This is a genomic window from Kitasatospora sp. NPDC034023 (assembly GCF_055575795.1).
Genome location: NZ_JBVIRY010000031.1, coordinates 86,828 through 110,890 on the forward strand (window position 1 = coordinate 86,828; position 24,063 = coordinate 110,890).

20 protein-coding genes are annotated in these 24,063 nt (G+C 73.3%); 11 read left to right on the top strand and 9 right to left on the bottom strand.

Annotated features, from left to right (window positions below; all coding sequences use genetic code 11):
• Window positions 1-68: 68 nt before the first annotated feature.
• Window positions 69-788: a DUF4232 domain-containing protein gene (locus tag ACZ52R_RS32630; RefSeq protein WP_465664555.1), complete on the bottom strand. Its 720-nt coding sequence runs from the start codon at window positions 786-788 to the stop codon at window positions 69-71.
• Window positions 789-1,272: 484 nt separating this feature from the next.
• Between ACZ52R_RS32630 and ACZ52R_RS32635 the strand changes: the two genes are divergently transcribed.
• The 5 genes from ACZ52R_RS32635 to ACZ52R_RS32655 all read left to right on the top strand — a co-directional run bounded on the left by ACZ52R_RS32635 (window position 1,273) and on the right by ACZ52R_RS32655 (window position 5,592).
• Entirely contained in the window at window positions 1,273-1,593 is a 321-nt protein-coding gene (locus ACZ52R_RS32635; protein WP_465622106.1) for a hypothetical protein, read from the top strand.
• A 3-nt stretch (window positions 1,594-1,596) separates the two neighbouring features.
• On the top strand, window positions 1,597-3,186 hold the full coding sequence (locus tag ACZ52R_RS32640; protein WP_465664556.1) for a cysteine peptidase family C39 domain-containing protein: 1,590 nt from the start codon (window positions 1,597-1,599) through the stop codon (window positions 3,184-3,186).
• A 28-nt stretch (window positions 3,187-3,214) separates the two neighbouring features.
• Window positions 3,215-3,586, top strand: coding sequence for a hypothetical protein (locus ACZ52R_RS32645; protein ID WP_465622102.1), 372 nt, complete (start codon window positions 3,215-3,217; stop codon window positions 3,584-3,586).
• Window positions 3,583-4,083, top strand: coding sequence for a protease inhibitor I42 family protein (locus ACZ52R_RS32650; RefSeq protein ID WP_465754648.1), 501 nt, complete (start codon window positions 3,583-3,585; stop codon window positions 4,081-4,083). The genes ACZ52R_RS32645 and ACZ52R_RS32650 overlap by 4 nt, the downstream gene beginning before the upstream one ends.
• 207 nt (window positions 4,084-4,290) lie before the next feature.
• On the top strand, window positions 4,291-5,592 hold the full coding sequence (locus tag ACZ52R_RS32655) for a YhgE/Pip domain-containing protein (protein WP_465664557.1): 1,302 nt from the start codon (window positions 4,291-4,293) through the stop codon (window positions 5,590-5,592).
• A gap of 32 nt (window positions 5,593-5,624) precedes the next feature.
• Here the strand turns inward: ACZ52R_RS32655 and ACZ52R_RS32660 are convergent, their stop codons facing one another.
• From ACZ52R_RS32660 to ACZ52R_RS32680, 5 genes are all read right to left on the bottom strand, one after another.
• A complete protein-coding gene (locus tag ACZ52R_RS32660) occupies window positions 5,625-7,997 on the bottom strand; it encodes an FdhF/YdeP family oxidoreductase (protein WP_465754649.1) in 2,373 nt (790 codons plus the stop codon).
• A gap of 102 nt (window positions 7,998-8,099) precedes the next feature.
• The gene (locus ACZ52R_RS32665; RefSeq protein ID WP_465664559.1) at window positions 8,100-9,017 is read right to left on the bottom strand and encodes a LysR family transcriptional regulator; all 918 of its coding nucleotides are present in this window, start codon (window positions 9,015-9,017) and stop codon (window positions 8,100-8,102) included.
• Window positions 9,018-9,947, bottom strand: coding sequence for a formate dehydrogenase accessory sulfurtransferase FdhD (fdhD, locus tag ACZ52R_RS32670; RefSeq protein WP_465754650.1), 930 nt, complete (start codon window positions 9,945-9,947; stop codon window positions 9,018-9,020). It abuts the gene before it with no gap.
• Window positions 9,935-11,368, bottom strand: coding sequence for an MFS transporter (locus ACZ52R_RS32675; protein WP_465622092.1), 1,434 nt, complete (start codon window positions 11,366-11,368; stop codon window positions 9,935-9,937). Before ACZ52R_RS32675 ends, fdhD begins: the two co-directional genes overlap by 13 nt.
• Before the next feature lie 249 nt (window positions 11,369-11,617).
• Entirely contained in the window at window positions 11,618-12,088 is a 471-nt protein-coding gene (locus ACZ52R_RS32680; protein WP_360490604.1) for a GreA/GreB family elongation factor, read from the bottom strand.
• Between the two features lie 445 nt (window positions 12,089-12,533).
• Between ACZ52R_RS32680 and ACZ52R_RS32685 the strand changes: the two genes are divergently transcribed.
• Window positions 12,534-13,976, top strand: coding sequence for a glyceraldehyde-3-phosphate dehydrogenase (locus ACZ52R_RS32685; RefSeq protein ID WP_360490601.1), 1,443 nt, complete (start codon window positions 12,534-12,536; stop codon window positions 13,974-13,976).
• Window positions 13,977-14,139: 163 nt separating this feature from the next.
• Window positions 14,140-14,646: a hypothetical protein gene (locus ACZ52R_RS32690; RefSeq protein ID WP_465622090.1), complete on the top strand. Its 507-nt coding sequence runs from the start codon at window positions 14,140-14,142 to the stop codon at window positions 14,644-14,646.
• Here ACZ52R_RS32690 and ACZ52R_RS32695 read toward each other — a convergent pair.
• The gene (locus ACZ52R_RS32695; protein WP_465664562.1) at window positions 14,620-15,564 is read right to left on the bottom strand and encodes an alpha/beta fold hydrolase; all 945 of its coding nucleotides are present in this window, start codon (window positions 15,562-15,564) and stop codon (window positions 14,620-14,622) included. The two genes, ACZ52R_RS32690 and ACZ52R_RS32695, sit on opposite strands and share 27 nt — an antisense overlap.
• Window positions 15,565-15,652: 88 nt before the next feature.
• Window positions 15,653-16,186: an RNA polymerase sigma factor gene (locus ACZ52R_RS32700; protein WP_465754651.1), complete on the bottom strand. Its 534-nt coding sequence runs from the start codon at window positions 16,184-16,186 to the stop codon at window positions 15,653-15,655.
• A gap of 237 nt (window positions 16,187-16,423) precedes the next feature.
• Here ACZ52R_RS32700 and ACZ52R_RS32705 point away from each other — a divergent pair, with 237 nt between their 5' ends.
• On the top strand, window positions 16,424-17,230 hold the full coding sequence (locus tag ACZ52R_RS32705) for a hypothetical protein (protein WP_465754652.1): 807 nt from the start codon (window positions 16,424-16,426) through the stop codon (window positions 17,228-17,230).
• A gap of 39 nt (window positions 17,231-17,269) precedes the next feature.
• On the opposite strand, the gene ACZ52R_RS32710 is transcribed toward ACZ52R_RS32705, so the two are convergent.
• Complete coding sequence (locus ACZ52R_RS32710; RefSeq protein ID WP_465622082.1) at window positions 17,270-17,599, bottom strand: hypothetical protein; 330 nt, start codon at window positions 17,597-17,599, stop codon at window positions 17,270-17,272.
• 305 nt (window positions 17,600-17,904) lie between these two features.
• Between ACZ52R_RS32710 and ACZ52R_RS32715 the strand changes: the two genes are divergently transcribed.
• From ACZ52R_RS32715 to ACZ52R_RS32725, 3 genes are all read left to right on the top strand, one after another.
• On the top strand, window positions 17,905-18,936 hold the full coding sequence (locus ACZ52R_RS32715; RefSeq protein ID WP_465754653.1) for a hypothetical protein: 1,032 nt from the start codon (window positions 17,905-17,907) through the stop codon (window positions 18,934-18,936).
• Window positions 18,937-19,073: 137 nt separating this feature from the next.
• Window positions 19,074-20,945 carry an HSP90 family protein gene (locus ACZ52R_RS32720; RefSeq protein WP_465754654.1) on the top strand — a complete coding sequence of 624 codons (1,872 nt, stop codon included), beginning with the start codon at window positions 19,074-19,076 and terminating at the stop codon, window positions 20,943-20,945.
• The gene (locus ACZ52R_RS32725) at window positions 20,945-24,028 is read left to right on the top strand and encodes a hypothetical protein (RefSeq protein ID WP_465622076.1); all 3,084 of its coding nucleotides are present in this window, start codon (window positions 20,945-20,947) and stop codon (window positions 24,026-24,028) included. The genes ACZ52R_RS32720 and ACZ52R_RS32725 overlap by 1 nt, the downstream gene beginning before the upstream one ends.
• The last annotated feature ends 35 nt before the right edge of the window (window positions 24,029-24,063 follow it).

Genomic DNA, 24,063 nt, shown 5'->3' on the forward strand with positions numbered 1-24,063 from the left:
GAATCCGCGGATCACGGTACCGGCTCGCCGGGTGAGTGCCCGGAGGAAGGGGAGCACAGCGGCCCTGGTCAGGACTGCCGGTCGGCGGCGGCGGTCGACGCGGCGGCGTCCGCGACGCTGCTCCGGTACAGGCCCAGCTTCGGCTTGGCCACCTTGGCGCCGTTCCCGAGCGGGAAGTCGAGGGTGTCCGCGGCGGCCATGTGGTCGCCGTCGGCGAGGACGTTCAGCTCGTCGACGCCGGCCGCGGTGCCGGTGGCCGCACCACCGGGGTTGAGGTCGAGCACCGCGTACGCCGTCTGACCGGCCGCCACCGGGTAGGCCGGGGCGCCGCCCAGCCCGCTGGGCACCAGCGGCTTGACGTCCTTGCCGTGGTCCGCGGCGTGCGAGTCACCGAGGCTCAGCAGCGGGTAGTAGCTCAGGCCGCAGGCCGTCGTGCCCTGGTTGCGCACCTCGATCACCCGCTGGCCGGGCGCCTCGGCCCGGGTGGTCACGCGGACCGACAGCTTCTTGGCCTCGCAGGGGTGGGAGTAGGCGTAGGCCTCCCCGCCGCCCGCCTCACCGCCGCCACCCGGGGAGGAGGTGGCGGCGGGGGTCTTGGGGCGGGCCGGGGTGCTGTTCGCGGCCGGTGCGGCGGCGGGCGCGATGGTGGCCGCGGCTGCGGCCGCCTGGGTGGGCTTGGCGGACGGCTGCGCATCGCCCGCGCCGCCGCCGGACTGGCAGGCGGTCAGGGTGAGGGTGGCGCCGAGGGCGAGGGCGGCCGGAACGAAGAAGGCGCGGCGAACGGTCATGGAGGTTCCCCCGTAACAGTGGTGGGTGTGAGAAGAGGATCGGGCGGCGGGGCCATCGCCACCGGGCCGCCGATCAACACTGTGGCCCGCCGCCCGTCCCACCGCCAGCCTTCCCCGCCACCCCGGGACACTGGAACGGTTCCACCCCCTCTGACCTGCACATCCGCCCCCGCCTGGAACGCCTCACCGGAACGCCCCGGGACCTCCAGGACCTTGCCGTAGCGCTCTCCCGGGCCTTGCCGTACCGCTCGCCCGGGCCCCGTCGCCTCGGCCTGTCCGTCGTCCTCCGGGCACGATCCGGGCGGGCATGGGGACCTGACGGTGCACCAAGGGATGCCCTTGATCCTGTGATCGTTCCGGGTAGATCGGGCGGGTTGTGCGGGCACCTGTCCAAGCCGGTGTTCGGGCCCGGGGCGGGCGGCAGAACTGCCGATATGCTGACCGCCGCTCCACGGAGGGAGCGACCGGGAATCGGGGGAAGCGCATGAGCGGCGGCGGTGCCGGGGTGGGGTTCAGTGCCCATCCGGACAAGCTCGGGGACGCGGGCGACCAGCTGATAGCGGCGAGTACGGACGTGGGCTCGGTGAAGGACGCGCTGGGCAAACTGGGCATGTCCGGCGACGGGACCTTCGGGGAGTACGGCGCGGGTGACGCGGCGAAGGCGTTCTGGCAGGCGTGGCAGGACGAGCTGGGGGTGAACGTCGACGCGTTGAACGACCTCGGCGGCAAGGTGCACACCAGCGCGGCGAACTACAGCACCACCGATCACGGTGTCGGCCAGCAGTACCAGCAGCAGGGGGCGTGACCGGTGCCCGACCACAGCGCGAACCCGCTCAGCCCGTTCGGCGTGGACCTGGGCAACCAGCGCCAGCAGGCCGAGCGGCTGAAGAAGACCATCGACGACTCGCACGGCATGTGGGGCGCCGGTGACCTCAAGTACGCCGTCCACGACGCCCTGCAGCTTCCGGCTCCCAAGGGTGACCCGGGCAAGCTCGGCCAGCTCGCCACCTCGTACAACACGGCGAGCAGCCAGCTGGACGAGATCCAGATGAAGGTGGCGCGGGTCGGTGCCGAGCACCTGCCGGACGCCTGGACCGGGCAGGTGGGGGAGAAGGCGGCCGAGGTGGTCAAGGCCTCCGCCGACGACCTGACGCGCTGCCGCGACATGCTGGGCAAGGGCCGGGACCAGCTCAACGCGCTGGCCTCCGCGCTGAGTGAGGCGCAGACCCTGCACGGGCAGGGCCACGCGCCGCTGAGCGAGGCGCTGAGCCTGCTGCACGACATCACCGTCTCGGGCGCGCCGGACCCGTTCAACTGGGACGACGACAAGATGCACACCGCCCACGCCAAGGCGAAGGACGGCATCAAGTCGATCTTCGACGCGGCGGTGAAGGCGGAGGACGCCGGCCGCGCCGCCGCGCGTGAGCTGAACGCGCTGGCGGACAAGGCGCTGGCGGCCCGCTTCAAGAACAAGGGCCTCGGCGCCGCCGACAAGCTGGTCATCGCGGACGCGGAGGTCGCCGGCAGCGACCAGTTCGGGTCCATCCTCACGGCCAACGACGTGACCCGGGCCGGCCAGTTCATGGACAAGATGAGCGACGCCGACCGGGCCCGCTTCGACCAGTTGCTGGCCGGCAGCAAGTCCCCCGAGGAGCGCGCCTACCTGATGAAGGCGCTGGCCGCCGGGCACGGCTACGACGAGATCAAGGCCTTCGACGACCAGATCCACGAGCACGGCGGCGACCCGGCCTGGCTGGCCCAGCGCCTCTCCCCGGTGCAGATCGACTCCGCCTCCGGGAACCAGTCGGACACCGCCTACCAGGGCGTGGCGTGGAACCAGGGCGACAAGCCGACCTGTGTGGCCGGCTCGACCGTCACCGCCCGGGCGATGGTCGACCCGCTCTTCTCCCTGCAGCTCACCACCGGCGGGCACCCCGGCGACCCGCAGTACGACAACGGCAAGGCCGCGTACGACCGCTGGCTCAAGGAGACCGACCGCGTCTACGACACCAAGAACTGGTGGAACGAGTGGCAGGACGGGATGAGCGACGGGGAGTCCAAGGACGCCGCCAACGACGAGATCGGCAAGCACACCGGGGCGGGCTACCACACCGTCGACCTGGAGGGCCCGGAGCAGCGCAAGGACGTGCTGGCCCAGGTCGAGTCGGCGGTGGACCAGGGCAAGCCGGTGCCGATCGGAGTCAAGGAGGACACCTGGTTCCGTCCGGACGGCCACCAGATGATGATCATCGGGCACCGCGGTGACCAGCTGGAGATCTACAACCCCTGGGGTTACACCGTCTGGGTGAGCGAGAGCGACTTCGTCAACAACCACATGGAGGGCGCGGCCCAGGGCGGCAACATGCCGATCGCCGACCACGTCCAGATGCCCAAGTGAGGTCCGGTTGAGCACCACCCCGCCCCCCATGAGCGACTCTCATCTCGCCGAGCTGGACGTCGAGGTCCTGCTGCGCTTCGGCCTGCCGGCTCCGGGCCCGCACCGTTCCACGCTGTTCGGTGACGGCGCGGTGGCCGCCGCGATCACCGTCGACCGGCTCGGCGCCATGCCGCGCGCCCTGGTCTTCCTCGGCGAGGTGGTCCGCTCCGGCGGCACCCGCTACGCCGCCGCGCTGCCCGAGCCGCTGCCCGGCCCGGCGGCGGCGGTGGCGCGCGGCTGGCTGGAGGCGGCCTCGATGGTCGTCGGGGACGCGACCGGAGACCTGCTGGTCGCCCGCTGGCTGGACGCAGTCGCCGCCGTCCTGGCATTGCGGATCAATCACCATGAGGCGAACTCATGAGGTGGCGTCGGATCCTGATCGCGGCGGTCGCCCTGCTGGCCGTCGCGGGCGTGGTGGGCGCGGTGGTGGTCCACCGGATGACCACCGGCAAGCTCGACCACGGCACGGTGTTCGCCCAGGCCTCCGGTGAACTGGCGGTCAAGCCGGGAGAGTTGTTCTCCGTCGAGGTCAGCGCCCACCGGGTGACCGGCCAGGTCTGGACGGTGGCCGACCCGGCCCCCGGTTCGGCCCCCGGTTCGGCCCCCGACCCGGCCGCGCCCCAGGCCCCCGATTCGGCCGCCGTACGGTCCGTGGGCGACGAGTACGTCAAGGACTTCGGGCTGAAGGACCTGGTCGGCGCCACCGGCTCGGCGGGCTCCGGCGGCCGCTACTACTTCGTGTTCCGCGCCGGCCCCAACCCGGGCCGCGCCACCATCACCCTGCGCAACCCCAACCGCGTCGCCCGCCCGGGCGGTTCCGACCAGGACGAGCGGCAGTTCACCGTCGACGTGCGCTGAACTGTCGGCCTGTGCTGAACCGTCGGCGTGCGCTGAACCGTCGACGTGCTGACGTGCCTCACCCCCGGCCCTCTGCGAAGGGGGTGAGGGTGCGTCGGCCCCGGCGGCCAACCGGGTGACGCGGGTTTGGCCGCCCGGTCGCCACGGAACGTCTTCCCGCCGTACCGGCAGCGGCGCACCAGGTTGTGCCCGAACCCGAGGGGTGGCATGGCGACCGCAGGTTCCCAGGAGGCTCCCCGGCAGGCGAGGGCGTTGGCGCTCGCCCGGCACCCTAAGCTGTGGCTCTTCCCGAGCGTCCTGTGCGGCCTGCTGGCCGTCGTGCTCTCGCTGCTCTACATGGGCGGCATCGTGAACCCGACCGGGCATCTGCACCGGCTCCCCATCGCCCTGGTGAACGCGGATCAGGGCGCGCCGCCGCCCGGACAGCCGGCGAACCTCGGTACCCAGCTGACCAGGGCGATCGTGGCCGGCACGCCCGACAGCACCGTCGACTGGCGGCAGGTGGACGAGGCCGGGATGCGCGAGCAGCTCGCCTCCGGCAAGGTCTACGGCGCCCTGCTCGTGCCCAGGGGCTTCACCTCTGCCGTCACCGCGCTGGTCACCGGCGGCGCCACCGAGCGGCCGACCGTGACCGTGTTGACCAACCCCGGGCTGGGCAGCCTCGGCTCCTCGATGGCCGCGCAGATCGCCCAGAACGCCGCCCACCAGGCCTCCCAGGCGGCCGGCCGCGAACTGCTGGCCGCCGTCCCGGCCGCGACCACCCCGGGCCCGGACACCGGCGCCACCGCACGCCTGCTGCTCGCCGACCCGATCGCCGTCGCCACCCAGGTCGGCCACCCGATCGGCAGCCACAGCGGACTCGGCCTGAGCGCCTTCTACTTCACCCTGCTGGCCGTCCTGACCGGCTTCATCGGCGGCAACATCATCCACAACGGCGTCGACGGCGCGCTCGGCTACAGCGACAGCGAGATCGGCCCCTGGCACACCCGCCGTCCGACCGTTCCGATCAACCGTACCCAGACCCTGCTGCTCAAGATGATCATGACGGCCGGGATCATGCTGCTCACCACCTGCCTGGTGATGCTCGGCGCGGTCGGCATCCTCGGCATGGACGCCCCGCACCAGGCGATGCTCTGGCTCTTCGCCTACTGCGCCAGCCTCGCCGTCGGCCTCGGGGTGCAGGCGATCAACGCCGCGTTCGGTGGGATCGGGCAGCTGGTGTCGATGTTCGTCTTCATCGCGCTGGCCCTGCCCTCCTCCGGCGCGACCGTCCCCCTGCAGGCGGTGCCCGGCTTCTACCGCTTCCTGAGCGTCTTCGAACCGATGCGCCAGCTCAGCGACGGCATCCGGGCGATCCTCTTCTTCGACGCCCGGGGCGACGCCGGGCTGGCCCGCGGCTGGATCATGATCGCGGTCGGTGTGGTGCTGGCCCTGGCGTTCGGCTTCGGGATGACCCGCTACTACGACCGCAAGGGCCTGCACCGCTGGACGCCCCAGCCGACCGACTGACGCTTAGGCAGGGGCGTTCAGGGCCGGAAGGGTCAGGACTTCGTCACCGTCACCTTGAGGTGCTTCATGATCGGCTGGTCGCTCTGCGTGCTGTGGTCGCCGATCGCGCAGAGCACGTTCATCTCCGGCATGTAGCCGGCCGCGCAGCCGCGCGGGATGTCGTACGGGACGGCCAGGTAGCCGGTCACCGAGCGGGTGCTGCCGTCCCGGGCGGTGCTGGTGACGTCCACCCGGTCGAACTCGGCGATGCCGCGCTCGCGCATGTCGTCCTTGTTCAGGAAGACCAGGGTGCGCAGGTTCTTCACGCCCCGGTAGCGGTCGTTGTCCGAGTAGATGGTGGTGTTCCACTGGTCGTGCGAGCGCATCGTGCCGAGCGCCAGGGTGCCGGGCTCGGGGACGACGTCGGGCAGTGGGGCGGCGGAGAACTCGGCCTTGCCGGAGCCGGTCAGGAAGACCAGCTCGCGGGCCGGCTGCTTGATCCGGAACCCCAGCGGCAGCCGCACCCGGCGGTTGAAGTCCTCGAAGCCGTCCAGCACCTGCGCCATGGTGTCGCGGATCCGGTTGTAGTCCTCGATGTACCACTCCCACGGGGTGGGGCTGTCCGGGAGTGCCGCGCGGGCCATCCCGGCGATGATCGCGGGCTCGGAGAGCAGGTGCGATGAGGCCGGTTTCTTCATGCCGACCGAGAGATGAACCATGCTCATGGAGTCCTCGACCGAGGTGGACTGCACCCCGCCGCGCTGGTGGTCCTTCTCGGTGCGGCCCAGGCAGGGCAGGATCAGGGCCGTCCGGCCGTGCACCAGGTGGCTGCGGTTCAGCTTGGTGCTCACCTGGACGGTCAGCTCGCACCTGCCCAGGGCCTCGTGGGTGTAGGGCGTGTCCGGGGCGGCGAGCGCGAAGTTGCCGCCCATGCCGACGAAGACCCTGACCGCGCCGCGGCGCATCGCCTCGATCGTGCCGACGGTGTCCAGCCCGTGCTCGCGCGGCGGCTCGATCCCGCACACCTCGGCGAGCCGGTCCAGGAACTCCCCGGCCGGCCGGTGGTCGATGCCGCAGGTGCGGTTGCCCTGGACGTTGCTGTGCCCGCGCACGGGGGAGGGCCCGGCGCCCTCGCGGCCCAGATTTCCGCGCAGCAGCAGGAGGTTGACGATCTCCCGGACGGTGTCCACGCCGTGCTCGTGCTGGGTGACGCCCAGGCACCAGCTGAAGATCGAGCGGTCGGCGTCGCGGTAGATCCGCGCGGCCTTGAGGATGGCGGCCCGGTCCAGCCCGCTCTGGCGCTCGATCTCCGCCCAGGGCGTGGCCTCGCAGACGTCCCGGTAGGCCTCGAAGCCGCTGGTGTGGCGGTCGATGAACAGCCGGTCCAGCGCCTTCTCGTCGGTCGCGGACTGCTCCAGGACGGCCTTCGCCATGCCGCGCAGCAGCGCCATGTCGCCGCCGATGCGCGGCTGCAGGTTCAGGGTGCCGGTGCGGGTGGACCTGTTCAGCGCCATGTCCGTGAAGTCGTGCGGAATGATCGTCCGGGTCGCCGCCGCCTCGACCAGCGGGTTGACGTGCACGATCTGCGCGCCGCGCTTGAACGCCTCGGCGAGCGCGGTGAGCATCCGGGGCGCGTTGGAGGCCGCGTTGACGCCCAGGATGAACAGCGCGTCGGTGACCTCCCAGTCCTTGAGGTCGACCGTGCCCTTCCCGGTGCCCAGCGAGGCCTGCAGCGCCCGCCCGCTGGCCTCGTGGCACATGTTGGAGCAGTCGGGCAGGTTGTTGGTGCCCAGTTCGCGGGCCATCAGCTGGTAGAGGAACGTTGCCTCGTTGCCGAGCCGGCCGGAGGTGTAGAACGCGGCCTGGTTCGGGTCGTCCAGCCCGCGCAGCGTCCGGCCGACGAGCTCGAAGGCGTCCTTCCAGCCGATCGGCACGTAGTGGTCGGTGGCGGCGTCGTAGACCATCGGCTCGGTGAGCCGGCCCTGGTCCTCCAAGGCGAAGTCGCTCCACCCGGACAGCTCGGTCACCGAATGGGCGGCGAAGAACGCGCGGGCGACCCGCTTGCGGGTCATCTCCCAGGTGACGTGCTTGATGCCGTTCTCGCAGATGTCCAGGTGCAGGCCCTTGGTGTCGTCGGGCCAGGCGCAGCCGGGGCAGTCGAAGCCGCCGTCCTCGTGGTTCATCCGCATGACCGCCCGCGGCCCGTCCAGGTACGCGCCCTCGCGGGCCAGCAAGCGGGTCACGCTCTTGGCCGCGCCCCAGCCCGCGGCGGGGTGGTGGTACGGCGCGAACCGCGGCGGACCGGCGGGGGAGGGGCCGACGTCCGCTTCCCGCCCGGACTCTGGGGATTCTGTGGAGTCCGCGGACTCGCGGCCGGTGGTCGCGGCGCCCTCGGAGGTGTTCGCGCGGTCGTCGGAAGTGGTCACGGCACTCGCCTTCCCCCGCTCGGGTCGGGGCTCGGAGTTCGGCGGACACCCGGCGGTCGGCTCGAGGCTACGCCGGGTGGTCGGGACCGGCGAGCGGAGCGGTCAGCCGCTCGGGAGACTGCCGAGGACGGCGGCGATCCCGGTGCGCCGGGCGACCTCCAGCAGCGCGCGGGCCATCACCGAGCCCGGCTCCCGGGCAGCGATCACCAGACCGATCGGCGCGCCGTGCACCGGCTCCACCAACGGGACGGCCTGCATGCCGTGCGGCACGCCGAACACGTGCAGCCAGGCGTAGGGCACGACGCTCGCCCAGTGCCCGGTCCGCACGTGCGCGAAGAGCGAGGCCACCGAATCCGTCTCCACCCGCGGGGTCGGCGCCAGCCCGAGGCCGGCGAACACCTCGTCCAGCACCCGCCGCCCCTGCATGCCCGCGTGCAGCAGGCACAGCGGCAGCCGGGAGGCCTCCTCCCAGGTCGCCCTCGGGTGGCGGGCCAGGCCGTCGGCCAGGCTGGTCAGCAGGACGTACCGCTCCTCGTACAGGGGCAGCGTGCGCAGGTCGTCGGCGCCCGGCTCTGGCAGGTACGTGATGCCCGCGTCGATCTCGAAGTTCCTTACCTGGCGCAGGAGTTCCTCGGAGCGCAGGTCGGTGGACAACTCCACGGTGACCAGCGGATGGGCGGCGCAGAGCGGTCCGGTGAGCAGCGAGACGGCGCCCGAGGCAGTCGGCACCGAGCCGATCCGCAGCCGTCCGCTCAGACCGGTGCGCAGCGCGTCCACCTCGTCCCGCAGGGCGTCCCGGTCGGCCAGGATCCGCTGCGCCCACAGCACGATCCGCTCGCCCTCGGGCGTCAGGCCCTCGAAGGCGCGGCCGCGCCGCACCAGCAGCACCTTCAACTCGTCCTCCAGCTTGCGGACGGCTTCGGAGAGCGCGGGCTGGGAGACGTGACAGGCCTGGGCGGCGCGGGCGAAGTGACGCTCCCGGGCGAGGGCGACGAGGTACTCGAGCTGGCGGAACAGCATCTAGCCGGCCCCGGGGGCGGAGTCGGCCGGTTCCGTGCCTGCCGGTTCCGTGCCTGCCGGTTCCGTGGCGTTGCTCCCCGTGTCGTTGGTTCCCGTGGCGTTGCTCCCCGTGTCGATGCGGTCCGTGCGGGTGTAGACGTTCATCGAGTCGCCCCGCAGGAAGCCGACCAGGGTCAGGCCGGTCTCCTCGGCGAGGTCCACGGCCAGCGAGGACGGGGCGGAGACCGCCGCCAGCATCGGGATGCCCGCCATCACGGCCTTCTGGACCAGTTCGAAGGACGCCCGGCCGCTGACCATCAGCACCGTGCCGCGGGCCGGCAGCAGGCCCTCGCGCAGGGCGTGGCCGACCACCTTGTCCACCGCGTTGTGCCGGCCGACGTCCTCCCGCAGGCAGAGCAGCCGCCCGTCCGCGTCGAACAGGCCGGCCGCGTGCAGGCCGCCGGTGCTGTCGAAAACCTTCTGGGCGGCGCGCAGCCGGTCGGGCAGGGCGGAGAGCAGCGCGGGTGTGACGCGCAGCCCGTCCTCGGCGACGCTCCAGGGCGCGGTGGTGCGCACCGCGTCCAGGCTGGCCTTGCCGCACAGGCCGCAGGAGGAGGTGGTGTAGAAGTTGCGCTCCAGCGAGGCGTCGGGGGCGGGCACGCCGGGGGCGAGGACGACGTCCACGACGTTGTAGGTGTTGCCGCCGTCGGCGGTGGCACCGGCGCAGTAGCGGATGCCGGCCACCTGGTGGGCGGCGTGCAGCGCGCCCTCGCTGACCAGGAAGCCGGCCGCCAGGTCGAAGTCGCTGCCCGGGGTGCGCATGGTCACCGTCAGCGGGCGCCCGCCGACCCGGATCTCCATCGGCTCCTCGGCGGCCAGGGTGTCGGGGCGGTACGAGGGCGTGCCCTGGCGCAGGCGCAGCACTCTGCGCGGTACGGTCACTCGGCCCATGGTCGTCGGCTCCTCGGCGGGTTCTGCGTCGCGGACTGTGTCGTGGACTGTGTCGTGGATGTTGTCGTAGCGGACTCTACGGATGAATCCTCGCTCGTCCGGCGGTCGAGGTGCGTCGCGCGGTCCGGTTCGGGCAGGTGACGGCGGCTGTGCGCGCCCGTCACGGCCAGGCAGAGCAGGCCCACCGCGGCCATACCGGTCAGCAGGGCCGGGTAGGAGGCGTGGCCGGCCGTTCCGGCGAGCAGCAGCGGGGTGAGGAAGCCGCTGGAGGTGGTGCTCTGGTAGAGCGAAGCGGCGGTCGGGCCGGAGGAGCCGGACGGGTTGGCGGGGCCGGCAGGCTCGGGGCGCCCGGAGTGTGCGGAGTGCGCGGGGGGCCTCGGCGTCAGCCGTTCCACCTCGTGCAGCCCCGCGCCGAGCGTCAGTCCGTACCCGGTGCCGAGGACGACGGCGGCCGCGACCACCAGCCCCACCGAGTCGCGCTCGGCGGCGAGGGCGCCGATCAGCAGTCCGCCGATCACGGTGGCCATCGCGGTGAGGGTGGCCCGGGCGCTGCTGCGGTCGTCCAGCCGGGCCGCGAAGGGCTGGGCCAGCACGCCCATGGCGAGCGTGAGCGCCGCCACCAGGCCGCCGAACAGCGGCGCGTAGCCGGGGACACGGTCGGCGACCAGCGGGGGCAGCACGACGTACGCCACGGTGGCGGCGCCGAGGACGGCGGGGCTGGCGGGGAGGACGACGTAGCGGAACCGCGGGTGTCGCACTGCCGCGCTGTGCTCGGCGCTGTGCTCGACGCCCTGCTCGGGGCGTGGGCCGAGGCGGGAGATCGGGCCGGGTGCCGGGCCGGGGACCGGGCGGAGGCCCGGTGCGGTCTCCGGCAGGCGGCGGGTGGCGCGCAGCACCAGCAGGCAGCCGAGGGCGTGGGCGAGCGCGGGCAGCACCGTCGGGCCGGGCAGCCACTCGGCGAGCACCCCGGAGGCCAGCGCGCCCGCCGAGAAGCCGGCCCCGGTGGCGTACATCGCGCGGCGGGCCGAGACCGCGGGCGGGACGGACGGGCCGGAGAGCTCCCGGAGCCAGGCCGTCCCGGCGAGGAACACCAGACCGGCGGCGAAACCGGTGGCCGTCCGGGCGGCGTACACGGCCGGTTCGTCGGCCACCGCCAGGACGGCGCTGGCGGCTGCGGACAGGACCAGCGCACCGCGCACCACCCGCCGACGGCCGTACCGGTCGGCGAAGGAGCGGCCCAGCAGCAGACCGGGGACCAGCCCGACCAGGTAGACCGAGAACATGGCGGCCAGCGACAGCGCCGACCAGTCGGTGCGCGCCCGGTACACGGTCGCCAGGGCGGTGAACTGGTTCGCGCCCCAGGCGGCGACGGCCACGGCGGCCGCTGCGGGGAACCAGCGGGGGAGCCAACGGGTGGGCATCTACGTGCTCTGCTCTCTCGGACGGTTGCGCCCGGCCGTCCTCCCAGACCCTTTTCCGGGTTTCCTGGATTTCTCCCTTTCAGTGTGTTTCCGGTGGTCCACGGTCGTCAAAGAGGCAATTCCTGTGAGCTGATAGGCGGCACTTGTCGAGGTCCTTGGTGCGGCCCGGCAGATGTCTTCGATCGAGCGATCGGGAATTCCGCTTCGACATTCGTCAACGGGATTTCGTGGACGGCTTCCGTCGGTGCTTCAGTCCGTGCCCGGCCCCACCGACAGCACGACCGCGCTGGCCGCGCCGCCCGGCGTCTCGTAGTGCACCGTCTCCCCGGCGTGGCGCCCGAGCAGTGCCTTCCCGAGCGGGCTGTCGTAGGTCACCAGGGTCAGCTCCCGCTCCTCGGCGAGCTCCGCGACCTCGACGGTCTCCTCCTCCCCGTCCGCGAACCGCACGGTGACGGTGGACCCCACCCCCACCACCTCCGTGGACGGCGCCCCGGCGACGGACGCCTCGCGCAGCCGCTCCTCCAACTCGGCGATCCGCCGGTCCAGCCGGGTCACCTCCGACGCCCGCTGCAACTCGTCCGCGGCGTCCGCCCGGTCCCCCACCGGTTCCACCCCACGCAGCGTCGCGGCCACCTCCCCCCGCTCCGCCCGCAGTTGCGCCAATTCCTCCTGCACCGCGTGCAGGCCCTCGGCACTGATGGGTTCGGGACCGCCGGTCATACCTGCTCCCGGGTCTCTCGCGAAACGCTCAAACTCCGGTCGCCTCCCATTACCCCACCCCGCCGGGCCCCGGGCAACTCCTCCCGGAGCGGGCGGGAGCAGCCGATTCCCCTCAGCGACCGGGTGGTGCGTTCCAGTGCGACGTCGTGCGGATCTCGACGCCGTGGGTGGCGGCGTTGACCGATCGTCCGGATCCGGGAATCCCGTTGCTTGGTGGGCTTCTCCAGGTGCGCGCGGTCCGGCTCGGGCGCGCTGCGTGGTCGGTTCCGTCGACGGGGTCCGCGGTGGCTTCCGAGGGTGGCGGTGATCACCTTATGGGGTGGGGCCCTCGGGGAAAGCGCAGGTGGGAGGGGTGGCCGAAGGGGGGAGAGCAGGGACCGGCGGTGGGGGCGCGGGCGGGCGAAGCTACCATGTGCGCAACACCCTCAGCTCGAAAGATGGACTTGTGACTGTCAACGACGACGTGTTCACGGACTGGATGACCCGCGAGGAGATCGCGGAGTCGATGATCCCGATCATCGGGCGGCTGCATCGGGAGCGGGACGTCACCGTCCTGTGCCACAGCCGTTCCCTGGTGAACAAGTCGGTGGTCAGCATCCTCAAGACGCACCGCTTCGCCCGGCAGATAGCCGGCGAGGAGCTCTCGGTCACCGAGACGATGCCGTTCCTGAGTGCGCTGACCGCCCTGGACCTCGGCCCCTCGCAGATCGACCTCGGCATGCTCGCCGCCACGTACAAGGCGGACGACCGCGGCCTGTCGGTGGAGGAGTTCACCGCCCAGGCCGTCGCGGGTGCCACCGGTGAGAACAAGCTGGAGCGCCGGTCCGCCCAGGACGTCGTGCTGTACGGGTTCGGCCGCATCGGCCGGCTGGTCGCCCGTCTGCTGATCGAGAAGGCCTCGGCCAACGGTCTGCGGCTGAAGGCCATCGTCGTGCGCAACGGCGGCGGCGACGACCTGGTCAAGCGGGCCTCGCTGCTGCGCCGTGACTCCATCCACGGCCAGTTCCAGGGCACGATCACCGTCGACGAGGCGAACAACAAGATCGTCGTCAACGGCAACGAGATCACGGTGATCTACTCCGACGACCCGACCAAGGTCGACTACACGGAGTACGGGATCAAGGACGCGATCCTGATCGACAACACCGGCAAGTGGCGTGACCGCGAGGGCCTGTCGAAGCACCTGCAGCCCGGCATCGCCAAGGTCGTGCTGACCGCTCCGGGCAAGGGCGACGTCCCGAACATCGTCCACGGCGTCAACCACGACATGATCAAGCCGGACGAGCAGATCATCTCCTGCGCCTCCTGCACCACCAACGCCATCGTCCCGCCGCTGAAGGCGATGGAGGACGAGTACGGCGTGGTCCGCGGCCACGTGGAGACCGTCCACTCGTTCACCAACGACCAGAACCTGCTGGACAACTACCACAAGGCCGACCGTCGTGGCCGCTCGGCGCCGCTGAACATGGTGATCACCGAGACCGGTGCCGCCTCGGCCGTCGCCAAGGCCCTGCCGGACCTCAAGGCGAAGATCACCGGCAGCTCCATCCGCGTTCCGGTGCCGGACGTCTCCATCGCGATCCTCAACCTCCAGCTGAAGCGGGAGACCAACCGCGAGGACGTCCTGGAGTACCTGCGCAACGTCTCGCTGACCTCGCCGCTGAAGCGCCAGATCGACTTCATCGACTCGCCCGACGCGGTCTCCAGCGACTTCATCGGCTCGCGCCACGCCTCGATCGTGGACGCCGGCGCGACCAAGGTCGAGGGCGACAACGCGATCCTGTACCTGTGGTACGACAACGAGTTCGGCTACTCGTGCCAGGTCGTCCGGGTCGTGCAGTACATCTCGGGCGTCGAGTACCCGACGTACCCGGCTCCGGCGGTCTGATCGGACCGCGAGGATTCGGTGGCGGGGCGGTGACCGGTTGGTCGCCGCCCCGCCGGCGTTTCGGGGTCCTGCCGGGGGCGGTACGGTGCTGGGCGGGCTTCGGGCGGTGGAACTCGGGGTTCGGTCTTCGGGACTCGGGACTCGGGTGGTGGGAGGGGTGGGGATGGCGGACGGGTGGCCGACGGTCGAGTTGGACCCGGTGCGGCGGCTGAGGGTGCTGGCGGCGGCTGGGGCCGGGCGTCCGCTGTTCGCGGAGCGGCGGTTCGCGGCCGGGTTCGACGAGGTGTGGTCGGTCGCCGGCGACCTGTCCGGTGAACTGCCCGGGCTGATCGGCGGGTTGCGCTCCTTCGAGGTCGGGCCGCCGAGCGGTGACGCTGCGGGCGGGGACCGGCTGGAGGGGCTCGCGGTGAGCGTGGTCGGCCACCGCGAGCGGTTCGACATCGTGCTGCGCAGCGGCTGGTGCCTGATGCAGAGCCGAGTGCTGCTCGGCGGGATGGCCGCCGTGCCGGACGGCGACGGGACGCGCTTCGCCCTGCTCGCCGCCCTGCGGGTGCCCGGCGCGGGGCCGGTCCAGCGGTTCTTCGGCGGGCTGGTGGACCGGCGCGGCGAGGTGCTGCTGGACCGGCTGGAGCGGCGGGTCGGGTCAGGGGCTGACGCGGGCGGCGAATAGGCGGCGGATCGCGGCAGCCACCTCCTCGGGGCGCTCGTGCGGCAGGAAGTGCCCGCAGCCGGGGAGGACTTCGGCCGTCAGGTCGTCCGCCGGCGCGCCGACAGGGGAAAGCAGGGCGGGGCGGATCACCGGGTCCAGCGCGCCGCCGAGCAGACGGGTGGGGACGGTCAGCCGGCGGTGCCGGAACCGGCCGAGGGCCAGGCGAGGGATGTCCCGGGCGACGAAGCCCCAGTGCAGCCGTTCGGCGGCGTAGGCGGCGTCGGGTGTGCTGCCCGCCGCCACGTACTCGGCCAACTCCTCGGTGGGCCAGTGGGTTTCGGCGGTCACGCCGCGCCGGAGGAGGTGGCCGAGGAGGCCCGGGTAGTGGCGCACGACCCGGCGGCCGATGCCCGGGTACTCCAGCAGCGCGGTGTACCAGAACCGCCAGGCCGTACCGAGCAGGGCGCGTTGCCGCGGCCACGGGTGGGTCATGTTGAGCGCGAGGAGGCCGGTGAACCGCTCGGGAGCGCGTAGCGCCAGCTCGAAGCCCGTCCAGGCGCCCCAGTCGTGGCCGACCAGGCCGACGCGTTCCAGGCCGAGTCGGTCGAGGACGGAGAGGACGAGGCGGGCGCGGTCGTCGGTCGTGTAGCCGGATCGGTGCGGGGCCTGCGACCAGCCGAAGCCGGGGAGGTCGAGGCAGAGCAGGCGGAACTCCCCGTCGAGGAGGGGGAGTAGGTGCCGCCAGGCGTACCAGTGCTGCGGGAAGCCGTGGAGGAGCAGAAGCGGCGTGCCGGTGGCGGCGCCGGCGCCGGCGCCGCTGCTTGTGCTTGTGCTTGTGCTTGTGCCGGCTTCGGCGAGGTGCAGTCGGGTGCCGTCGGCGCACTCGATGTCGTGGTGCCGTACGCCGGGCAGGTCGGGGAGCGGGCGGGGGTCGGTCATCGGGGTGTCCCTCCGGGGTGGTGGTCTCAGGAGAGAAGAGGGCGGGAAAGGGCGCCGCAATCCCCGGGGTCGGCGGATTCCTTCCGGCTCAGCGGTGTTCGGCGCCCCAGGCGGTGCGGAATCCGTGCCGGGCACGGAAGAGTCGTGAACGGACGGTCCCGAGCGGGAGATCGAGGATCTCGGACACCGACTGCTCGTCCAGGCCCTCGACATGGCGGAGAGTCAGGACGGCGCGGTGTTCGGGCGGCAGGCGTTCCAGGACATCCCGGATGTCGGTGGCCAACTCGGGGTCGTGGTCGCCCGGTTGGTCGTCCGCCCGGTCGGTGGCGGCTTCGGAACGGGGGGACCGGCGGGTGGCGAAGCGGACGGCCTCGCGGGCGGAGATCGCCCGGGCCCAGCCGAACAGGGCCTCGGGGGACTTGAGTTGGCGCAGGTTCCGGACGATCGCGATCATCGCTTCCTGGGCGGCGTCGGGAGCGTCCTGCAGCGCGATCGGCGCGCAGACCCGGCCGACGTACGGCATGAGCAGGCTCACCACCTCGTCCAGGGCGAAGGCATCGCCCTGCTGGGCGGCCCGCACGAGCGCGCCCAGGTCCTCCCGCCGCCCGTCCGTGCCTGTCATGTCGCCCCCGTCGCTGCTCGTCGCCCCGGGTGGACGGTACTGGATGGGGGTGGTGGCCGTGGCGGTGGGCACGGCAGCGGCGGTGGGCATGGCACGGCAGCGGCGGGCACGGATCGTCGGCGGGCCTGGGGGTGGCCGTCGGTACGGCAGGGCGGCGGCGGGTCCGGGGGTGGCGGTGGGTGGGGGCGGGAGCTGCGGCTATGTTGAGGGGTCACTGACAGCCGGAGGGAGCGGGCGATGGGGATGGGTGGTCGGCGGATGGCCGCCGGGGTTGCGGCCGGGGTGCTGGCGGCGGTGCTGGCCGGGTGCTCGTCCGGGGGGTCGAAGGGCGCTGCGGGGACGGCGTCGGGGGCGCCGAGCGCGGCGAGTACGGCGGCGGCGAGTACGGCCGCCGGTACGGCTGCGGCGTCCGCGCCTGCGGAACCGGCCGCACCCTCCGTGCCGGCCGGGACGGCGGCCGCGTCCGGGGCGGCCTCGGCGCCCGGCGCCGCGCCCACGGCGGCCGCCCCGGTGGCGGCGCCCAGTGCGGACCTGGAAGCGGCTCTGCTGGACGACAAGCTGGTCGGCCAGGTGCTGCCGGACGCCAAGGCGATGGCCGGCTGGGAGGAGGAGAAGCGCCAGGTCGACACCGCCGACCACAGCGTCACCTGCACCGCCGCCAAACCCTGTACGGGCAAGCCGCTGAGCGCGTCGGTCCGGTTCTCCTCGGGCGACGTGGTCACCCGCTTCATCGTGGAGACCCTGCCCAGCCGGGACGCGGCCAAGAGCCGGCTCAAGGAGTCGTACGCCTCGTACGCCGCCGGGCCGTTCAAGAAGATCGACACCCCGGTGCTGGGCAGCGAGGGCCAGGCCTTCCAGGGGCCGCTGGCCGAGGGCGAGGGCGTCGGCATCGTGGTGCGCTCGGGCACCGTGGTGGCGAGCGTGACCACCGAGGGCGGCCCGGTGGACGTGGCCGCGACGCGGCGGTTCGCGGTGATGCTGGTCAAGCGGATCGAGCAGGCGCAGGCGGGCACGACGCCGGACGCCGGGCCCGGCCCGGCCTGAGAAGCGACGACGGGTGCCCGGCTCAGGGGCGCCCGCCCGTCAGCGCTGGGCCGGCTCGTGCAGCCCGAGTCCGAGCCAGTCGTCCGCCGCGCAGTGGGCCACCCGCCAGTCGGGCAGCGGGCCGTCCGGGCCGGTCAGCTCGGCGCAGGCGGCGGTCAGCGCGGTCTCGGCGGTGAGCGGGTGGTCGGCGAGGGTGAAGGCCATCGCGTCCACGGTGCCGGGGCCGGCCAGGATCCGGGCGTGTCCGATCCGGACCGGACCGCGCAGCCCGCGCTCCAGCCCGTCCCGTACGGCCTCGGCCTCGGGGGTCGGCTGGTCCGCGCTGCGGGGGCGGTCGGGAGCGCGCAGGTGGAGGCGGATGAGGTGCACGGTCACAAGACTGACGGATCGTCGGCCCGTGCGGTGTGGTGGGCGGTGGCAGATCGCTGTCAGGCGGCAAGATGTCACCCCTGATGGTCCGCCCGTGCCGGCCCGGGATGGTCCCCGGCTCGGCCCGTGACCGTCTGCGACCCGTGCCCGGTGCGGCCCCACCCGACGCCCTGCCGGTCGCCGATCCGGCAGGGCGTTGGGCTGGGGAAACGGATGTCAGTCGAGCGTGATATGTACTCATCTCGGGTGGCCGCAGTGCGGCCGGCCATGCGAAAGATGCCGATGACGTTCGAGGGGGCCACCACATGCCGCTGTTCCGACGCCGCTCCGGCGGGGAGGGCGCGCAGGACCGGGCCGGGCGGCGCGGGTTCGGGTTCGGCCGGCGCGCCCCCGAGGCGGCGGCCCGCGGTGCCGAGCCGCGACTCGACCCGGCCTTCGGGGACGCGTCCCTGCGTCGGCTGCTCGGGCAGGCCCAGGCCGGGGACTGGGCCGCGCTGCGCCCCGTGCTGGCCGCCGTCGAGGACGGTACCGAGCTGACCCACCTCGTCGGGGCGATCGCCGACGTGCCCGGGGTCGAGGAGTGGACCGGCCGCGTCCTCGCCGACACCCCGGACGACACCGTGGCGTTGCTGCTGTCCGGCGCCCGGCAGATCACCTGGGCCTGGGAGGCGCGCACCGGCGCCCGGGCCAAGCAGGTCACCGAGGAGCAGTGGAAGCTGTTCCACGAGCGGCTGGACACCGCCGAGGAACAGCTGCTGGAGGCGGCCGAGCGCGAGCCGTCCTGGCTCGCCCCCTGGTACTTCCTGCAGATCAGCGCCCGCGGCGCCTCGCTCGGCCCGGAGGTCGCCACCTGCCGCTTCGAGGCCGCCGTGCGCCGCTCACCCGACCACGGGGGCTCGCACCGGCAGCGGCTGCAGCAGCTGTCCGCCAAGTGGGGCGGCTCGCACGAGGAGATGCACCACTTCGCCCGCTCGGCGATGCTGGCCGCGCCCGAGGGCAGCCACCTCGGCGAGCTGGTGGCGCTCGCGCACCTGGAGCACTGGCTGGACCTCCCGGACGGCGAGGACCACGCCTACCTGACCAGCCCGACCGTGCTGGCCGAGCTGCAGGAGGCCGCCTTCCGCTCCGTCCTGCACCCGGACTTCACGCCGGCGCGCGGCTGGCAGGGCAGCTTCAACACCTTCGCGATGGCGTTCTCGCTCGCCGACCAGCGCAAGACCGCCCGGCTGCTGTTCGAGGCCCTGGACGGGGCCGTCACCGAATCGCCCTGGCACTACCTCTCGGGGGACCCGGTCAAGGTCTTCCGCGCCCACCGCGACCGCTGCGCCGCCTACTGAGGCCGCGGCCGGCCGTGTCCTGACGCCGTAGGGACGCCGACCGTGTCCCGGCGCAGTGGCGACGCCGGCCGTGTCCTGACACCGAGCCGCCACCCCCTGAACGTCACCCACCCCACCCGCGATCGAAAGAGCCTCCGGTGTCCCCTACCGACAACCCGACGAGTGCGCACACCTTCCAGGTGGACCTGCGCGGCCTGGTGGACCTGCTCTCCCACCACCTCTACTCCAGCCCGCGGGTCTACCTGCGCGAGCTGCTGCAGAACGCGGTGGACGCGATCTCCGCCCGCCGCGCCCTCGACCCCGAGGCGCCGGCCCGGATCACCGTCCGCGCCGACGACGAGCTGTCCGTGACCGACACCGGCGTCGGCCTGACCGAGAAGGACGTCCACACCTTCCTCGCCACCATCGGCCGCAGCTCCAAGCGCGACGCCGACGGCCTCTTCGACGGCGCCGGCCTGGCCAAGGCCCGCGGCGACTTCATCGGCCAGTTCGGCATCGGCCTGCTCGCCTGCTTCGTGGTCGCCGACGAGATCACCGTCGTCACCCGCTCCGCCGCCACCCCGGACGCCCCGGTGATCGAGTGGCGCGGCAGCTCCGACGGCAGCTACACCATCCGCACCCTGCCCGCCGAGGCCAAGCCCGAGCCGGGCACCACCGTCACCCTGGCCCCGCGCGCCGACGCCGCCGAGTGGACCCGCCCCGGCCGGGTGCTCACCCTCGCCCGGGACTTCGGCAGCCTGCTGCGCCACGACGTCACCGTGATCGACGCGGGCGGCACCGAGCACCGGGTCAACCGCACCCCGCCGTGGGCCGAGCGGTACGCCTCCCCGCTGGCCAAGCGCGACGCGCTCGGCGAGTACTGCCGCGCCACCTTCGACTTCACCCCGCTCGACACCATCGAGCTGGACCTGCCGCTGGTCGGCCTGCGCGGCGTCGCGTACGTGCTGCCGGACGCCGCCCCGCCCTCGCGCCGCAACGGCCACCGGGTGCACCTCAAGGGCATGCTGCTCTCCGACCAGGCCGACGAACTGCTGCCGGACTGGGCGTTCTTCCTCCGATGCGTCGTCGACACCGACGGCCTGCGCCCCACCGCCTCCCGCGAGGGCCTGTACGCCGACGAGACACTGGCCGCCGTCCGCGACGCGCTCGGCGCCCGGATCCGTGACTGGCTGACCGGCCTGTCCGCGAGCGACCCGGCGCTGCTGCACCGCTTCCTGTCCGTCCACCACCTGGCGGTCAAGGAACTCGCGCGCTACGACGACGAGTTGCTGCGGATGATGCTGCCCTGGCTGCCGTTCGAAACCACCGACGGCAACGTCACCCTGGACGAGTTCGCCCGCAGCCACCCGGTGGTGCTGGTGACCCGCACGGTCGAGGAGTTCCGCCAGGTCGCCCCGATCGCCGGCGCGGCCGGCCTCGGCGTCGTCAACGGCGGCTACACCTACGACCGCGACCTGGTCCACCGGCTGCCCGAGATCCGCCCCGGCGTCTCGGTCTCCGACCTCGACCCGGGCACCGTCACCGCGCACCTGGACACCGTCGACCCGGCCGCCGAGCTGGCCGCGGGCGTCTTCCTCGCGATCGCCCGCGAGGTGGTCGGCCGGTTCGACTGCGATGTCGCCCTGCGCAGTTTCCACCCGACCAACGCGCCCGCCCTGCTGCTCGACAACCGGGAGGCCCGGCACGAGCGCACCCGCGCCCAACTCGCCGACGAGGCCGACGGGTTGTGGGCCGACATCCTCGGCTCGCTGCGCGCCGAGGTGCCCCGCGCCCAGCTGGTGCTCAACCACCTCAACCCGCTGGTGCGCCGCGCCGCGACGGTGACCAACCGCGAGCTGGCCGTCACCGCCGTCGAGGCGCTGTACGGGCAGGCCGTGCTGATGACCCGCCGCCCGCTCAAGGCCAGCGAGTCCGCCCTGCTCAACCGCTCGTTCATCAGCCTGCTCGACCATGCCATGCTCGGCCACGAGGCCGGCGGCCCGGATCACCACGGTTCGAAGGAGGCGTGATGCTGGACACCCCCGAGGCGGTGATGGCCGCGCTGCACGAGAACGACTCCCGCCCGTACGGCCGTACCCGGACCGTCACCGCCGAGGAACTCGTCGACGCCGCCGAGCAGTTCGACGACACCAAGGTCCGCTCGATGGCTCTGCTCGAGCTGATGGAGGCCTACGAGTACGACGGCGAGCGCAACAAGACCCCGGTCGTGTTCGCCCGCGTGCTGGGGCTCTGGGACAAGGACCCGGACGGCTTCGGCGAGTGGGCCCGCCACCAGGTGTTCTGGCGCTTCAAGTGGGTGGCCGGCGCGCTCCGGGACAACCCGGACGTACCGCTGACGGCCGTCGACCGCTGGCTCACCGAACTGCGCGACCGCTACCGCGCGGCCGGCTTCGGCCTCCAGCCGTACTACGCCGAGCGCTACCACCTGGCCGACCTCACCGGCGTCGGCGTCCAGGAGGCCTACGAGCTGTGGGCGGCCCGCCCGCGCTCCGAGATGAGCGACTGCCACGCCTGCGAGACCCGGTCCCGCGCCCGGCACTTCCTCGACCTCGGCGACGACGCCCGGGCCCTGGAGGTACTGGCCCCGGTGCTGAGCGGGCACAGCACCTGCGAGCTGGAGCCCTACCTCAGCCTGTCGGTCGCCCTGCTGCCGCTGCTGCGCCAGGGCCGGCTGGACGAGGCCCGCTCCGGACACCTGACCGGCTACCGCTTCGCGCGCGGCAAGTCGTCGATGCTGGGCTCCGTCGCCCGGCACATCGAGTTCTGCGCACTGTCCGGCAACGAGCCGCGCGGCCTGGAACTGCTCGCCGAGAACCGCGACCTGTTCACGGTCACCGGCGAGGCCGCCGCCCGACTGGACTTCCTGACCGGCGTCGAGGTCCTGATCGCCGCCCTGGCCCGGGCCGGCCACGGCGAGCTCGCCGTCAGCGGCCCGGCCGGCACCGCCTGGACCGTGGACACCCTGCTCGCCCACCTGCGCACCGAGGCGGACGCGCTGGCCGCCCGCTTCGACGCGCGCAACGGCACCGACGCGGTCAGCGCCGCGCGGCGTGCCCGGCTGGCCGTCGAACCGCTGCTCACCGAGCCGCTGGCCCTGGGCGTGCGCGCCGCCGTCGGGCCCGAGCTGTCCGCCGCAGCCCCGGCCCTCGCGCCCGCGCCGCGCCGGGCGGTCGAGGCCGAGCCGGAGGACTTCACCGCCCTGGTGGTCCGGGCCCGAGAGCTGGATGTGCTCGGGCACCCGGACTCCGACCGGCTCTGGAAGCGGATCGCCGAGCGCGTCGCGGCCCCGGACTTCGTCCACCCCGAGGGCACGGAGGTCGGCAGCCCCGAGCGGCTGCGCGCCGAACTCGCCGAGCAGCGCGCCCACGACGCGCTGCAGCGCGACGAGCACGCCGAGGGCAAGGCCGGGCTGCTGGCCGCCGCCGAGTTGTTCGAGGCGGCGGGGATGCCCGGGGCGGCGCTGATGGTGCGCACCCGGACACTGATCGTCGACCTCGACGAGGACTCCAGTGGCGAGGGCGCCGGTGGTGGTGAGGGTTCCGGTGGTCGCGAGGGCGGTGAGGATGGTGAGCGCGCCGGTGGTCGGGGCGCCGAGGGTGGTGAGGGTTCCGGTGGTGGCGAGGGTTCTGACAGCGGCAAGGGCAGGGCGGCCGACTGGACGGCGCTCGACGCGGCGCTGGCCCGGGCCGAGGAGCTGAGGGCGACCGGTGAGCTGACCGACGACGACTACCTGATCGTGCTGCAGACCCGCGCCTACGCGGCCCACCACGACCTGGTCGAGGCGATGTCCGAGCCCTCCGCCGAGCCCTCCGCCGAGCCCTTCGCCGAGCCCTCCGCCGAGCCCTTCGCGCGCTTCGAGGCGGCGGTCGGTGGCTACCACCGAACCGCCGTCGAGCTGGGCTCCGCCCGTCGGGCCGCCACCTCCCGGCAGTACACCGCCGATGTCGCCGCCCGGCAGGGCCGGTCGGCCGAGGCGATCGCCGAACTGCGCAAGACGCTGGCCCAGTTGGACGCGGCCGAGCTGCCCTGGCAAACCCCGCGGGTGCTCGGCCTGCTCGGCCAGGTGCTGCTGCAGAGTCGCGAACCGGCCCAGGCCGGCGAGGTGTTCCACCGGGCGCTGGCCGAGGCGGTGCGCTGGGGCGACGACTCCTACCCGTACGCGCCGACGTACATGATGCTCGGCCACTCCTGCCTGCAGACGGGTGACCTCGGTGGCGCGGTCCGGGCGCTGTCGGAGGCGGCCGCGCGCTACGACCGCAAGGGCCCGGAGGCCGTCGAGGAAGCCGCCCAGGTGCGGCTGCAGCTGGCCGACGTGCTGCGTGACACCGGTCGGGTGGCGGACGCGGTCGCCGTCCTGGAGTCGGTGCTGCTCGACGCGTCGGCGGCTCGGCTGGACGTCCGGATGCTCGCCCAGACCCGGCTGGACCTTGCCCGAGGCCTGGCCGAACTGGAGGAGTACCGGGACGCCGCCGAGGAGTACCTGCGGCTGGCCGACCTGGTGGCCGACTGGGAGGACCAGGAGACCCACACCATGGTCGCCTGCGAGGCCACCCTGGCGCTCGCCCAGGCGGACCGCTGGGACGCGGCCGAGGCGGCGCTCGCGCGGGCCCGCGAGGCTCATGGCAGGGCCCCGCAGGTCGACCAAATGGCGGGCACCCTGAGGGAGTTGGCGCGGACCACGATGCGCGCGCATGGCGCGGACGGGCTGGCCGCCGCGCTGGCCCTGCTGGCCGAGGCGGACGCGGTCGGCGCGACCGCCGAGCAGCACGGCCAGGAGTACAACGCCTGGTACCTGCGCGGTGGTTCGCACTACGAGCGGGCGCGCTGCCTGGCCGTCGCCGAGCGGTACGAGGAGGCGCTGGCGGAGGTCGAGCGGGCCATCGCGCTGTACGAGCAGGGCGGCGAGCGGGCCGAGGCGCCTCGGGCGGAGTCCGTCCGGCTGGCCGCGCTGATCGAGGGCAGTGACCTCGGCCGCACCGGGGCGGCGGTGGCCCGGCTGACCGCCGGCATCGCGCGCTGCGAGGCAGCCGGGATGCCGGAGGCGGTGGACGTGCTGGTGGAGCTGCGGGAGCGGTTCGCGGCGCCGCAGTGACGCCGGAGGGCCGCCTGGCGCGAGCGTCGAACTGA